The sequence below is a fragment of the Microcystis sp. M090S1 genome, from assembly GCF_020246295.1.
Lineage (GTDB): Bacteria > Cyanobacteriota > Cyanobacteriia > Cyanobacteriales > Microcystaceae > Microcystis > Microcystis aeruginosa.
Genome location: NZ_JADBTF010000311.1, coordinates 1 through 13,853, shown reverse-complemented (window position 1 = coordinate 13,853; position 13,853 = coordinate 1). Strand labels below are relative to the sequence as shown.

General features: G+C 37.6%; 14 protein-coding genes and 1 CRISPR repeat array. Of the genes, 9 read left to right on the top strand and 5 right to left on the bottom strand.

Translation table 11 applies throughout. The annotated features are described in order from the left end of the window. Positions 1-7: 7 nt before the first annotated feature. Positions 8-559: a CRISPR direct-repeat array (repeat unit 35 nt; unit sequence GTTTCCATTAATTAAACTTGCTAAGAAGTTAAAAG). A gap of 584 nt (positions 560-1,143) precedes the next feature. The 7 genes from IM477_RS13550 to IM477_RS13520 are packed head-to-tail and all read left to right on the top strand — an operon-like array spanning position 1,144 to position 4,443. Next, positions 1,144-1,782, top strand: coding sequence for a hypothetical protein (locus tag IM477_RS13550; protein WP_287732137.1), 639 nt, complete (start codon positions 1,144-1,146; stop codon positions 1,780-1,782). Continuing rightward, positions 1,779-2,075 (top strand): hypothetical protein, encoded by a 297-nt coding sequence (locus IM477_RS13545; protein WP_190721266.1) that lies wholly within the window; start codon positions 1,779-1,781, stop codon positions 2,073-2,075. The genes IM477_RS13550 and IM477_RS13545 overlap by 4 nt, the downstream gene beginning before the upstream one ends. Before the next feature lie 9 nt (positions 2,076-2,084). After that, positions 2,085-2,660: a hypothetical protein gene (locus tag IM477_RS13540; RefSeq protein ID WP_287732136.1), complete on the top strand. Its 576-nt coding sequence runs from the start codon at positions 2,085-2,087 to the stop codon at positions 2,658-2,660. A 1-nt stretch (position 2,661) separates the two neighbouring features. Next, positions 2,662-3,309, top strand: coding sequence for a hypothetical protein (locus IM477_RS13535; RefSeq protein WP_287732135.1), 648 nt, complete (start codon positions 2,662-2,664; stop codon positions 3,307-3,309). After that, positions 3,281-3,763 (top strand): PH domain-containing protein, encoded by a 483-nt coding sequence (locus IM477_RS13530; RefSeq protein ID WP_228021201.1) that lies wholly within the window; start codon positions 3,281-3,283, stop codon positions 3,761-3,763. Before IM477_RS13535 ends, IM477_RS13530 begins: the two co-directional genes overlap by 29 nt. A gap of 30 nt (positions 3,764-3,793) precedes the next feature. Then, the gene (locus tag IM477_RS13525; RefSeq protein WP_193961756.1) at positions 3,794-4,246 is read left to right on the top strand and encodes a hypothetical protein; all 453 of its coding nucleotides are present in this window, start codon (positions 3,794-3,796) and stop codon (positions 4,244-4,246) included. Next, on the top strand, positions 4,243-4,443 hold the full coding sequence (locus IM477_RS13520; RefSeq protein ID WP_287732134.1) for a hypothetical protein: 201 nt from the start codon (positions 4,243-4,245) through the stop codon (positions 4,441-4,443). Before IM477_RS13525 ends, IM477_RS13520 begins: the two co-directional genes overlap by 4 nt. Positions 4,444-4,698: 255 nt before the next feature. Here the strand turns inward: IM477_RS13520 and IM477_RS13515 are convergent, their stop codons facing one another. Next, positions 4,699-7,248 carry a WYL domain-containing protein gene (locus IM477_RS13515; protein ID WP_287732133.1) on the bottom strand — a complete coding sequence of 850 codons (2,550 nt, stop codon included), beginning with the start codon at positions 7,246-7,248 and terminating at the stop codon, positions 4,699-4,701. Positions 7,249-7,552: 304 nt separating this feature from the next. After that, positions 7,553-7,753, bottom strand: a complete 201-nt coding sequence (locus tag IM477_RS13510; RefSeq protein ID WP_008197491.1) for a hypothetical protein — start codon at positions 7,751-7,753, stop codon at positions 7,553-7,555. Between the two features lie 424 nt (positions 7,754-8,177). On the opposite strand from IM477_RS13510, the gene IM477_RS13505 reads away from it, so the two are divergent. Continuing rightward, on the top strand, positions 8,178-9,854 hold the full coding sequence (locus IM477_RS13505) for a hypothetical protein (RefSeq protein ID WP_287732132.1): 1,677 nt from the start codon (positions 8,178-8,180) through the stop codon (positions 9,852-9,854). A 74-nt stretch (positions 9,855-9,928) separates the two neighbouring features. Here IM477_RS13505 and IM477_RS13500 read toward each other — a convergent pair whose 3' ends face one another. Further along, positions 9,929-10,816, bottom strand: coding sequence for an NYN domain-containing protein (locus tag IM477_RS13500; protein ID WP_287732131.1), 888 nt, complete (start codon positions 10,814-10,816; stop codon positions 9,929-9,931). Between the two features lie 148 nt (positions 10,817-10,964). Beyond that, on the bottom strand, positions 10,965-11,108 hold the full coding sequence (locus IM477_RS13495; RefSeq protein WP_079209832.1) for a DUF6290 family protein: 144 nt from the start codon (positions 11,106-11,108) through the stop codon (positions 10,965-10,967). A 53-nt stretch (positions 11,109-11,161) separates the two neighbouring features. Between IM477_RS13495 and IM477_RS13490 the strand changes: the two genes are divergently transcribed. Then, positions 11,162-12,331, top strand: coding sequence for an RNA-guided endonuclease InsQ/TnpB family protein (locus IM477_RS13490; protein WP_287732130.1), 1,170 nt, complete (start codon positions 11,162-11,164; stop codon positions 12,329-12,331). 165 nt (positions 12,332-12,496) lie between these two features. Here the strand turns inward: IM477_RS13490 and IM477_RS13485 are convergent, their stop codons facing one another. Continuing rightward, on the bottom strand, positions 12,497-13,426 hold the full coding sequence (locus IM477_RS13485; protein WP_287732129.1) for an NAD(P)H-dependent glycerol-3-phosphate dehydrogenase: 930 nt from the start codon (positions 13,424-13,426) through the stop codon (positions 12,497-12,499). Positions 13,427-13,853 lie beyond the last annotated feature (427 nt).

Below are 13,853 nucleotides of genomic sequence, written 5' to 3'. Positions count from 1 at the left end.
TTTTTCAGCAGACCCTAATTAAACTTGCTAAGAAGTTAAAAGCAGTAGGGGCAATTCATGAATTGCCCCTACTCCGTTGGATGGTTTCCATTAATTAAACTTGCTAAGAAGTTAAAAGGACGATGCGTTTCACCCCCGTCGTCCGGATTATCGTTTCCATTAATTAAACTTGCTAAGAAGTTAAAAGATTTGAAATATTCACAGTAGGAGCCTGTCCTGCTGTTGTTTCCATTAATTAAACTTGCTAAGAAGTTAAAAGATAGCAACATCACCATTATATGGAACGGACGACTTTCCTACCGTTTCCATTAATTAAACTTGCTAAGAAGTTAAAAGGAAGACGGTTGGTACGTTCCCCTGCCTGTGGGTAAGGGTTTCCATTAATTAAACTTGCTAAGAAGTTAAAAGGCAAATAACACTCCTAAGTCGGGTCTCAATACAAAAAGCGTTTCCATTAATTAAACTTGCTAAGAAGTTAAAAGTTTCTTTTATCACTTGAATTTCTTCCCAGCTTTAGTGTTGGGGTTTCCATTAATTAAACTTGCTAAGAAGTTAAAAGACTAGCTTGGCAAAACTAAGCTGTATAAGGATTGTACAGCAATTTTTCGTGGGATATTGAAAAGCATAGACATTATTAATAATAATTCTCAATAGTTACCTCAGTCATAAGGCTCAAAGCCTTGCTGGGCAAAGCATCGACGCACCTCAACGAAAACTCTAGATTTTCAGGCATTGTGTCTAACCCGCGAAAAATGTTGAGAAACCCCCCATTCCATCGGCATAAAACAATAGAATTTGTTCCACGCTAATGCCTATGCGATCATTGCCCTAGTACCATCTCACCTTTATAACCCTTAAATCTTTACGTCAAGCTATTTTGAAAGCCTTGCTAGAAACCAGTGTTAGGACAAGTATAATTACTCACTTGCATAAATGAGATGCTCCCGATATTTTAGTTGCTTTACCTTAATAGCAGCAGACTCTGGTAGCTCTGTATTTGTTGCTCAGGGTTGATCTCTCATCATCCTTTCGGTGTTCGCATCAGCACTCCGATTTTTCTTCAGATAGGTTCTAGAATCGAAATCAAGACGCAGGGGAAGATAGAGTTCCCTGAGTCTGAAAACTTTATTACCGTGTAATTTTATGAAAAATAGTCTGAAACGATCGTTCCTTCGATTTATGACTGTCTCCATACTTATCGTTTTGCCATCTTGTTCACAAAAGAATCCGATCGCTCTTGTTCTCTTAAAAGACACATCTATAAGTGGACAAAATAACGAAGAGTTTAAGACGACAACCAAGAAAGCCTGTAAGGGTATAACAGAATCCATTTCGCGTGGTGATGAATTGAAAGTTATTCAAGTCAATGGCGAGCAGGACTTTTTTGAACATCTTACCCCCACCAATCCAACTGATGCGAAAAAACAGTGTGGAGCCGTAAGAACCACTCAAAAACAGGGAACTTTGGCCTGTCCAGCTGTTCGCACAGCCCATAAAATTTTTCAGTCATCAAAAAAACCTGGTGTATTGTTAGTCCTTATAGAGACCAACGAGCGGGAATCACCTTGCCCTCAAGATTGGAGAACTACCGTTAAAAATGTCATTGAAAAAGGTGGCTCTGTAGTCATTTTGAACGCTACAAACAACGGCGGCGAATCATTTCGCTTAGAGCTAGAAACTGCTTTGGAAGGTCTCCCAGTTACATATGCTCATACTGACGTGGAATTTGTTATTAAGAACGCTATCCAAGAAACTAGAAGAAAAGCTGAGGCAAAATTATGAAAAAATCAGATAGTTTCCCTCACTTTGAGGGCAACGGTTGGAATAGTCCCCATGTATCTAATGCCAGTGGCCACACCGAACGAGAATCAGAATCTAACCCGTGGCCAGAGTCGGAAGCAAGAGTCAATATCAATCAATCAAAGGAATTCAATCGGCTAATTGCTGAGGACCTTCATCCCCAAGATCAGGAAGACCTGTTACAACGCTTTCCTTGCTATGCGATCGCACAGAGGAGAGTTGCCGCAGCCGAGTTCTGCCGCTTTCAGATTATTAAAATTTGTGAATTATACTAAAGGAGTTTTATGCCTAGAGATACTTTCTCTTTTTTTAATTTCTGTTCTTTGTTGGTCACGAGCATCATCGCCTTCTTAAACTTTAACACGGCTATGGTTTTAGTGCCGGGGGATTGGGACGATATAAAAATATTGTTTGCCGTTCCAGTTTCCTTGATAGCCTGTATTCTTTTCGACACCAAAGTTAGCGAGGAGTATATGCGTGAACGCCTCAAAGGATTTGCGAGATCTACCTTAAATTGGATTAATATTCAGAGAGAAAGACTGAGTCAAACTCGATTTGGGACGATGAGACTGGAAACATACATCTATCTGTTTCAACTTTTTGAAGCACCTTTCTTAGAAACATCAATAATCTCAATTATTAATCGTCTTGGCTGTATCATTTACCTAATCACAGAGTTTATTGTGAGCGCTTATTTATTAATAGAACGAGAGGATTTGCCCTGGTTCATGTCTATTGCTCCTATCCTAGCAGGATTATTGAACTTAGCAACGGGAATCCTCAAAGGACGTCTTATTGTTTACCCAAAAGCGCTTACACAACTTAGAAAAAAATATCAACAGTATTATGAGGAGGTCTAAAATGAATATTAGATTGATAAATATTAACGAGATGAATTCCGAGGATTTCAACGAACTAACGAGTATTTATGTCTCAGATGCAAGTCTGTCACCATCTAAAATGGTTGAAATCCTTCAGCAAAGAGTCGCTTGCCGCTCTCTCCATAAAGCCATAAAATTAATTCAGGAAGACCACCGACGGTCTTTTGAAAACTGTTTATTAGAGAGAGATAAAAAGCTTGAAGAAATTCGGAAACAAGCAGAATCTCTACACAGTTATCCCCGGGCTATTAACGCTCCAAATCCCTCCTATTTCTTGGCAATAAATACAGTTAAAGAAGACTTAAAATTTGCTGAAGCTCAAGTCAGAAATCATGAAAAATCCATCAGCAGATTAAATAACTTAGAATTGGAATTCAAATCAGTACTAAGAACATCATCATATTGGTCAGGTTCATTAGCCGATAGCAATAAAATTGAAGAAATACTGAATGAAATGGGAGTAAAAGAGCTAATGCACGATTTAGAGCAAAGACTGAGAGAATTGCAGGAACAGGTTAAAAAATTTAGCCTTGAATTAACCAAGTTCTCCATCGTTACTGTGTACGGCGAATCAAGAGTAGAAGATTTTCAATATCAAAATGGAGCTGCTCACCATGACATTGAATGAATACCCTTTTGCAGCGAGCTATGCTCCTCGTCCGGAAAAACCAATCGTGGCCTTGAAACCTAAAGCTTGGTCAGTATTTTTGAGTTGGAAAAACCTCCGTGGAATAATTTTCATAATTCCTCTTTTTTCTATAGCCTGGCAGTACCTAACTCTACAACGAACCGAATATATGTTTACAACTCAACGGTTTAGGACTATTACGGGACTTTTTAACCAAGAAATTGACGAAGTTTGGCTATTTCGTGTGACAGATTTACGCATTTTAAAGCCATTTCTTTATCGTTTATTTGGAATAGCAAATCTTTACATTTACTCTACAGATAGAAACAACAAACTCGTGGTTATTCAGGCAATTTCGCTTACAGATGCCTTGAAGCTGCATGAAATTCTTCAACAGCAAGTCAACATTGAGCGACATAGAAATCGACCTGATATTCCAGGCTCTTGGCAGTAATCAATCATCTCAAAAAAAGGAAATAGTAATATGGCTGACCAAAACACATCTACTAACGGCGAGACTAATACTTCTTGTCCCAGCACAATAGATAGTCCAGAACTACAAGATAAAGATATATGGAGTTCTTATGACAATACCTTTGGCAAATACGCATTTCACGGGGGAATGGAGGGATACTTAGAAAATAAAGACCCTTCGCCTGAAAGTCCACAACAAGAGTGTTTCTACGATGATTCAGGTAATCTAATCGACGAAAATCATCAATACGCAGGAATGAGAGGAACCGCCAATGAATACGATGGACATAAGGGCGATAGTTCAGAACTATGGAACCATTTTTATAACGATAGTGGGGGAATCTGGCAAAACGGTGGAGAAGCCTTTTCTACCTCTGTGGAATCCTACTATGACTCTGTTGAAGATTATGTTTCTGATGTCTATGACTCTGTGGAAGATTATGTTGATGATGCCTTTGAATGAAGTCAAAGTCAAAAGCTCTTGAACGTCCTCAAAGCTTATCTGTCAAGCGTTTTTATCCCCTCTATTCTAACCCGCGCCAAAAAGCCACAAAAACTAAAAAACTTCGCCAACAACAAATGGTTAATAAACAGCCAAAATCAGTCATTCTTCAGCAAAATAATGCCACTACAACAATAAATAATTTGGTCAATAGCTGAACTAAAACAGTTGCAAAAAATAAAGTCTAATTTTGGCTTTAAAATCAATTAAGGGATTGCACAGTTTTCTTGATTGGCAATCCCTTTTTTCTATTAATTCTGCATGGTATAGCCTAAATGATTGCCCACCATCAATTTTTTTATCGTTTCAGCACAGTAATATTAAAACATAATGATATTATGTCCCTACAATTAGGAATTTATTAACCTTTGTAGGGATTTAACACTGTTAAATCTTTATCTATTGACGGTGATCTAAAGATAATTCAATGATATTCTTAAGTTAGTTAATTCAGTATCTTGCTTTAACTCTCTATAGATAGTGATCGCCACTTCACTAGCAAGGTTAATTCCTGAATGGGAGTAGATCAAAAACCGCAAACCATCCACTATTTTTGAAGCTTTTTTCTTTTTTTTGATGAAAGCCACTGTTTTTTTAATATCTTCCTCATTGAATTGAGTTATATCATTTATTATAAAGGGGTGAATATGCCCAGGATTCATGTTAAGTTCAGATTGAACAGATTGAGGTTCAGCATTGCCATTAGGGGTTTTAATTGAAATAAATCGATAGTTGCTTCCCTCCTTATTTTTAACTAAGTCATTGACTTTTTCTAAGTCACAACAAATCAGTTCAATATCTTGATAAATATTAGTAATTCCCTCTCCAATACTATAAATTCTGTCAACTAATGATTGAGGTTCAATCACCTTAACTTCTTTTCCCCAACCCGAAATCCAACGAATGAGATCAATGTCCATTAAAGACCATTCGGGTACAGTAACTTTAATAGTATATTGATAGGGAGGAATATTTTGGTCTAACTTAAAAATTCCACGATCTCGCGTAGCGAGCGCTTTGCGTTCATAACTCGTTCCTTTTAACCAATCAGGTGAAGACATTTCTATTTTCTGAAATCTTTGATTTCCTTCACAAATAAATTTAAACGCAAGTTCTGTGGCGTAGAGAATGACAGTAACATTTAATTTCTTTCCTTGTTGGGAATCTAAATACTGACGCTGTTTTGCCACATCATTGCCTAAATAAATTCCTGCACTTGCATCATAAAGTTTATGGAGCTTATCTAACGCTTTTTTTTGCTCATTTATATCTCTCTGAGTATTTACTTGTTGAAATCGAATTCTATCAATTCTTGCGAAAGCAAATAAACCTTTTTTGTCTCCTTCACCTATTTCATACCCTAAATACCATGCAATATTATGAAAAACAATTTGTAAAGGGTAAGCGGTAAAGGTTTGTGGTTGTTGATCTGACCAGTTGGCTGTTCCTTGAACATGACTAAACTTCAAAAATTCTCCTTTTTTTATCGCTTCTTCTAACTGTTCAAATTGTTGTTGATATTTCTCCACATCAACAATAGATTTTGTGCCAATTAAGCGAGTAGAATAAGGGGCTTCTCCTTCTAAAAGTTTGGAATTCTCTAATCGTTGTTTAAATATATCATAAATTTCGGCAGCAAGAGGATCTTTAAAATATTTCTCTACTGAATGGGATCGGAGAGATTGATAGAGCTTATTTAACTCATATTGAGATAAAATACCTGTTCCTGCAAAGTAGCCTTTCTTCATAGCAAAATTAGGTAAAAGTTGATAAGGTTTAATACAATGACAAATATCTTCTCGAAAGTTATTTTCTAGAGGACTTCTTTGATATTCATTCTCAATATCAATCTTGCCAGAAAATAAGCCATAGTTATACATCGCTTTAACAATGCTAGTTTGCCTAAAACCTGTTTCTGTTGTCACCGAAGGTTTGCTATTTTCTTCGCATAAAAAAGGATGATGAACAATAAAACGAATCGTTTTTATTAACCGTTGAAATTTTTCTAAATCATTGTAACGATGACTAATTAAATAAGGATAATCAATCGACTCTATCTCAATTAAATTAGCCGCTATATCTCCTCTGGCTAAAATCCCATTTTTTTCTAACCAATATAAGTCTTTTTCTATTGCTTTAGGATGGGCATAAATAGCATGATACTTTTTAGTAATTACTGCACAAATTTCCTCAATTGAAGTGCTAAACTGAGGTAATTCTTCGACTTCTAAAATTTCTTTCAGGTTTTCTGGTTCAGTTTCCGCTAAATTCCCAATCCCTGGGTAGTTAATAATGACGGACATTAAGTGCATTAATCGTTCAAAGTCTAATAAACGAGAATATGGGTGAAAAACTTTATTCTTATTCAAGTTAGCTATGTTAGCTAAAAGACGCTTGAATCCTGTGAGAATTGTACAAATTTCGTCAAGATCAAAGTTATTGTCTCTAACAGGAACAGGATAGATTTTTAACAGTCCTTCGTTAGACTCTGGGGGATTTTCTTGTAAATTAGCGTTCATCTTATCAATCACTTCGTCAGGAACTTGGCGATCACGTTGTTGATTTCTTTGTTTACATTTTTCCACAGAAGTCTGTAGATGCCATCCTATCCATTGAATATTAAATAAATTAACCGTTTTATACAGAAAATCAAGTCGCCACGGGCGCATAGCATTAGTGGCATCATAAATGACGGGTTGATCTTTTTCAACGGCGGTTTTAATTTGATCTAAGACTTCTACCTCAATATCCGCCCAAATTCCTTGATTTGCAGCATCTCCATAAAGTTGCGCCCGAATTTCATCGGTTGAAACTACGACAGCATTAATTTCTTCTGCCAAAACTTGAGCAAACGTTGATTTACCGCTTGCAGGAAGTCCAATCAAAAAGTGACAAATTACAAGCTTTTTCATCATAGTTTGAAAGGCCGTAAAATAACGGTATAATTGTTCAATTTGAGTCAAATAATTGATTGATTCGTTACTATAGGTAAGTTCAGTTTGTCCAATCGCTCCCTTTTCTGATTCAGGAAGTTGATATTCTAGAGAGTATCTGTAACTCCTAAATTAAGCTTTATGTCAAGCTATTTTGAAAGCCTTACCAGAAGCAAGTTTTAGGGACAAGTATAATTACTCGCTTGCATAAATGAGATGCTCCCATATTCTGGTTGAATCTGTGACTCGTTCTGGACTCATCTAAACCTCCACAGCAGAAGAATAAAGAATTAAAGTATATCTATCCGAGTCAATCCTATCATATAAGTACGTTCTATCGCCGTACATTTTCTAGCCATTTAAGATCGCTCAGTAAAATAGCGATCACCTGTGTTTTAACCGCAGAATAGATATAGTATTGATCGGTGTTAATAAACTGTTCTTTATAGTCTCTCCTCAATTGCAATAAAGGATGATTGAGAATAATGTTTAAGATGTCTGGAATTGTCTTATGTACAGGGTGAGAGCATCTCAAAAGCTATTGACAATTGGCCAATTTTGTGATCCGCATGGGCTTTCAGCCGATACCAGCCAATCAGAATAGTTACCAAATTGACCAAATGGGTCGATTTTTGCTTAACAATTGAGATGGCAAATTCTCCTCAAATATGCCTGAATCGTGGGTAAGCAACCCCCACAAAGTCCCTTTTGTCAAGGATTGTTAAGATGGGCTTGCCCTGATATAATAGACGGTGGGCTAATGTCCTGAATTAAGCTTAATAATCCCTAACGAGAAATAATGACCATTTCATGCGAACTCCCACCCCTTGCTGAAATTTTTCAATATGGAGTTTCTTAACTCAACCCAGAGAAGATATCGGTGTTCGCACCAAATACACTCTCATAAGCTTTAATTTAGGGTAACGTCGTCATTAGCCATTAATTTACAGTTAACAAATATGACTATTCTTCTTGCGAACCTTGGGACTTCTGACTTATCTATTAAAGTAACAGTAGATAGCAAGAATTATTATCTTCCTATTGATTTTCTCTCGAATGAATCTAATCTAAATAAAAAACTTAAAGACTTAGATAATGATCGTCGAACTATTTGGGACAATATGTATCAAGGTTTTAACTATGTTCCTAATAGTCAAGTTTACCAAGATTTAGGATTGCCTAACCAAAAACAACCAGTTCGTGAATTAACCAAAGCTCTACAATCAAGCTATCAAAAAGAGTCCCCTAAATGGCATTCTCTTATTCGACCAACTCGAATTGGAAGTGTAATCCAAAAAGCAGTAGCAATGGGAGCATCTAAAGCCTATATTTTCGTCACCAATCAACCGACTTCACACCCTCAAGATACCATTTATTTGTTCCAGATTATTCAACAGTGGGTACAACAGGAATATCCTGCTTTTGAATTAATTCAAAAAGAGCTACAACTTAATTTAGATCCGCAAAATCCTAACCTTGAAGATTTAGTTCTTGAATACTACTATAATCAGTTGAATGAGATTTATTTAGAAGAAAATTTATCCCAAGAATCAACTATTTTAGTCAATGTTAAAGGGGGAACATTGCACCAAAAAACTGCACTCAAAATTCAAGCAATTGCCAGTGATTTTAAAAATATTCTGTTCATTGACCCCATTTTAGACCTTAATCAACTTTTAGAGGGCAAAAACTCTGAATGTCAACTAACTTCTTATTGGCTTTATCAACGGAATCAAAAATATCAAACCGTTAAGTTACTGTTACAAAAAAGATGGGATTTTGACGGAGCAAGAGTGATTGTTAAAGATTGGCAAGAAACTTTGATTTATTTAGCAAAACAAGTTTCTGCAATAGCCAGTGACACCCAAAAAGAGCAAGAAAAGTTAACAGAAATTCTCACAAGACTTGATTTTGCCGTTAACTGTTTTAACCTTGATAAAAATGCCGTGAGAGATAATGATAAAATGGAGCATAACTTTTGGTTAAATCTTTATACTCAATGTCGGATTTATTGGGAACTAGATGAAATCGCTAACTTTCTAATCCGATTAAGTTCTTTTTATGAAGTCACTTTAAATGAATTAATTATGGGCTTACGCGGACAAAAATATTTGAGAAATAATAATCAAAATCAAGATTGGGCATTTGCTAGAAACAAAGCATCTCAAGAATTTTATAATAAGTTTCAGGAATTAGAACAGGATTTTGAAAGGAGGGATTTCTACAAATTAGGAAATCGTTATAGTAAGAGAAATTTTGTTCAAACCTTAATAGAAATTGATCATCCTGATCGCGTTGAATTATGGCAACAGATTCTAGCCTCTTTGGTAAAATTAGATTATTGGTTTGATAATCGAAATGCGCTCATTCATAGTGGCAGAGGAGTATCAGTACAAACGATGATTGATCAATTGCAAGAAGACAAACGAAATTGGACTGACGACAAAGATAAATATAAAGCTAATCCCCATAAAGCTTGTCATCCTAACAATATTTTAGGGGAAGTTCTCAATATTGCTGTCCATACTTATCAGTTACTTGGACAAAAATCATCTCCTTATGTCGGTTGGGATAAAAACACTCCCTATTATCTCTATAGCGAATTACGAGATGAAATTTGTCAACAATTGATTTAACCCTTGAATCCCCGCAAAGGCGGGGACAAGACTAATTTCAAGACCAGCTTTAGAGGCGGTGGAAGATGTGACTTTTAAGCAGTTAGTCTCTTAAGTTTCACAATCTGATCACTGATAGATTCTAGGGGGATAAAGTCCTGTTGTAGTAATGCTTGTAAGCGAGAATTAGTGTTTACAGAAGCCCCAACCACATTGACATCAACGTTGCGTGCTTGTAGTCTCTCAATCAAGGGAATGAAATCTCCATCACCAGTGACTAAGATAACGCGATCACCTGGTTTAACCGCCTCTATTAAATCCAACCCCATCGCTAAATCATCGCCAAGAGTTTTCCATCCGTTTTCCCGTTGTGATAAAGGGAAAGTGATTATCTCGTAGTTAAGTTGTTTTAAGTGATGAAGCCATTGTTTTTGATTCGGAGAAAGATGCTCATGGAGTCCAGTATAATACTTTAAAGTAAAAGTATCTGTCTGTTCTGCTGGTTCCACCAGAGCAATTTTTAAGGCTTTCCAGTCAATTTCTAACCCTAGTGTTTCGGTCGTTTTGCTGAAATTGTTACCATCGATGTAGATGTGAGTCACCGTCTGTCTTTTTTGGGGTAGGGGAATGACTCGCTTCTCAGTTTCTATCTCTGGGGTTGGCTTCTCTTGGGGAGTAAGTTGATTTAACTGTTGTTGTTGCTGATTTAGAGTTGCAGTCGTTAGCTTTTGTTGATGTTGAACTTTTTGGGTTGCGCCTACCAGTAAACGGCTACTGGTTTTCAGGATTCTGACTTCTTTAGCCACTTTTTCTGTTGTGTGTGTGACAGCTTTAACCTCTTTTTCGATTTTTTCGATCCCCTTAATCATAGTTTGGGAGTTAGTCAGACTTCCTTCAATCAGAGTCTTGATTTTCTTTTTTTCTTTAGTAACAATGATCGCAGAGGTAGAAGTGGCGGTCGCGAGCGCTGTTCCTACCATCATCAGATCCAGTTGACCCGAAGAAACGATCGCACTAACGAACAGAGAAGAAGCTACTTGAACGAATCCGCGTCAGTCCCCACCCTCAGCAACGCGGGGTGGGGAAGGAAAGCGCGGCAATTGAGGGGTTCGATGCCCCGAAAATTGCCAATTAGAGATTTTTGGGTAAAGGTAGTCGCTTAATGTAGTCCCTGATGACCTCTGATTTTGAATAGCCTTTTAACTTGGCATAAGTTTCTAGTCTTTCCATTTCTTCCTCTGTTAGTCGAATATTTATCTGCGTTGCTCTTGTCATCTTGTGTAGTTGATTGCTATACTAAGAGTATAACTTCAACAGGTCGATAAGTTATGGCTATCAAGAGAATTACTTTTCGTCTTTATCCAAACCAAGCCCAAAATGACAAGCTTCATTATTGGAAAAAGCTACATTGCTCTCTTTATAATGCTTGTTTTTATCATCGCAAAACTGAGTATCAAAAGTTTGGTAAAAACGTTAATTATTTTGACCAACAAAATTGTTTACCAGAGTTGAAGAAATGTTGGCTAGAATATAAAGAACTTGGTAGTCATGCACTGCAAGCCACTGTTAAACGAGTAGACTTTGCTTTCCAAAGATTCTTTAAACTTAAATCAGGTTATCCTAAGTTTAAGGCATCTAGACATTACAAAGGTTGGACTTATCCCGATGGTGCTGGTTGGTCAATTGATTCTTCTGGTCATCATGGTTTTTTAACCCTGTCCAACTTTGACGGTAAGATTAAAATACGGGGAAAAGCGAGAGATTGGGGAATACCGAAAACTTGTACAATCATGTTCAAGCAGGGAAAATGGTACGCCTCTATCACAGTCGAATGCAGTCCTACAAGGGCGACAACCGATACAGGTTCTATTGGTTTAGACTTTGGAGTTTTACACGCTATAGCCGACAGTAATGGTAATCTGACTGAGAATCCTAGATTTCTCAAATCTGCTCAGGAAAAGATTAAGAAGATTGCCAAAAAATCTAGACGCAAACGCAATCCTAAAAGGGGAGTTAAAGCGTCTAGACGATCTAGAAAATCGGCTAGGGCAGTTGGTAAGATTCAAAGTAAAGTGGCTAGACAAAGACAAAATTGGCATCATCAAGTAGCAGTAGAGATAGTTCGCTGTAATAGCCTCATTGCTACGGAGAAATTAAATCTTAAAGGGATGACCCAAAAAACTAAAGGCAAGAGAAAAAGACAAAAATCAGGTTTAAATAGGTCTATTCTTGATGTGGGAATAGGTAATTTAAAGTCTTTGCTAAAAGAAAAAGTTACAGAAGCAGGTGGTTTTTATATTGAGGTTCCTACCCAAAAAATTAAGCCTTCTCAAACTTGTCCTAATTGTGGTCATCAAAAGAAAAAATCTTTAGCCGAAAGAGTTCATAGCTGTGAGAAATGTGGTTATTCTTGTGACAGGGATGTAGCCGCCGCTCAGGTTATGCTTAATTACGCAAGGGGCTTGGAACGAGCCTATGCGCGATGCAGAGTCGCCTAGCTCTATCTTGTGCGGAAACATGAGGCAACTAGGGACAAAGAAGCGTCAGAAACTCCAATCGAGGGCGTAGCGGATTGGAGTAGTTCATAAATGGTATGACTTGGCATCATCTCCCCACTCCCCAACCCCCCACTGATTACTGATCACTGAAAAATCTCTTGTCTCTCAATCAAATTCTGCTTTTAAATCCCGACGCATCAATTCATAAACGGCAACTTGGGGAGAAATTTCCCCGCGCAAAAGACGATCAACTTGGCAGGTAATCGGTACATATAAATTTTTTTCTTGGGCAATTCTCATCAAAACTTCTGTGGTATTTATTCCCTCGGCAGTTCCCTCTAACTTCCCTAAAATCTCAGGCAAAGATAAACCTAAAGCTAATTGATAACCCACTTGATAATTGCGAGATAAAGGACTATTACAGGTGGCTAATAAATCCCCTAAACCCGATAAACCGAAGAAAGTTTCTTGACAACCTCCTAGACAAGTTCCCACCCGAACTATTTCCGGTAAAGCGCGAGTTAACAGGGCAGATTTGGCATTAGTACCTAACTGTAAACCATCGCAAACCCCAGAAGCGATCGCCATGACATTTTTGAGAGTGCCACCTAACTCAGTCCCCAAGGGATCGCTATTAAGATAAACCCGAAAAGATTCCCCAGATAATAATTTTTGTAACAATATTGCTGCTTTTTGCAGATAACTTGCTACCACCGTCGCAGCGGGTAAACCTTGATTAATTTCTTTAGCTAAATTGGGACCGGAAAGAACCACAAGGGGATTAGCGGGAAAAGCTTGATTCCACAGATGAAAAGGGGTACGAGTGGTGATTGGCTCTAATCCTTTAGTAGCGGTGACGATAATTATGCGAGAATTTAATTGTAATTGCTGTAATTTTTCGATCGTTGGAACAACTCCTTTAATCGAAACTGCTGAAATAATTACCTCAGTATCTGCTATAATAGCCCCTAAATCTTCCCCACTATGACGCGACCAAACCCTAACAGCTAAGTGATTAAGTCTAGCCAAATTAGCGAGAGTTTGTCCCCAAATTCCCCCACCTATAACCGTAATTTTCTTGGCATTTTCTAACAACTTTTATTCTCCTCCTTATTAGTGATCCCTGATCAGTGACTGGTTAGAAATGATTCGATTTCAAGGTTATGAGTCTTAAATGAAATTATTCACCGATTACTGATAAGTAGGTAGGTGTTAAAAGTTGTCAGACACCCCCCTTATCAAGGGGGGCAGGGGGGATCCCCCCGCCTATCGGCACCCCCCTTATCAAGGGGGGCAGGGGGGATCCCCCCGCCTATCGGCACCCCCCTTATCAAGGGGGGCAGGGGGGATCAGAGGCAAAATCTATCTTCAATTTAATTATAACTGGACTTCCCCCGTATAAACATACTAGCTATGGCTAAAAGTCTTATAGAGCCTGAGTTAAAGCCATATAATACTAATGGACTACTGGACACAAACTCCTGAAGTCCTTACGCAGATAGGGTTTGAGGCAAAAATTTTC

Coding starts and splice junctions, on each gene's coding strand:
- IM477_RS13540 (WP_287732136.1), top strand. CDS start 2,085: ATGCCTAGAGATACTTTCTCTTTTTTTAATTTCTGTTCTTTGTTGGTC.
- IM477_RS13530 (WP_228021201.1), top strand. CDS start 3,281: ATGGAGCTGCTCACCATGACATTGAATGAATACCCTTTTGCAGCGAGC.
- IM477_RS13545 (WP_190721266.1), top strand. CDS start 1,779: ATGAAAAAATCAGATAGTTTCCCTCACTTTGAGGGCAACGGTTGGAAT.
- IM477_RS13525 (WP_193961756.1), top strand. CDS start 3,794: ATGGCTGACCAAAACACATCTACTAACGGCGAGACTAATACTTCTTGT.
- IM477_RS13550 (WP_287732137.1), top strand. CDS start 1,144: ATGAAAAATAGTCTGAAACGATCGTTCCTTCGATTTATGACTGTCTCC.
- IM477_RS13500 (WP_287732131.1), bottom strand. CDS start 10,816: ATGATGGTAGGAACAGCGCTCGCGACCGCCACTTCTACCTCTGCGATC.
- IM477_RS13495 (WP_079209832.1), bottom strand. CDS start 11,108: ATGACAAGAGCAACGCAGATAAATATTCGACTAACAGAGGAAGAAATG.
- IM477_RS13535 (WP_287732135.1), top strand. CDS start 2,662: ATGAATATTAGATTGATAAATATTAACGAGATGAATTCCGAGGATTTC.
- IM477_RS13520 (WP_287732134.1), top strand. CDS start 4,243: ATGAAGTCAAAGTCAAAAGCTCTTGAACGTCCTCAAAGCTTATCTGTC.
- IM477_RS13505 (WP_287732132.1), top strand. CDS start 8,178: ATGACTATTCTTCTTGCGAACCTTGGGACTTCTGACTTATCTATTAAA.
- IM477_RS13490 (WP_287732130.1), top strand. CDS start 11,162: ATGGCTATCAAGAGAATTACTTTTCGTCTTTATCCAAACCAAGCCCAA.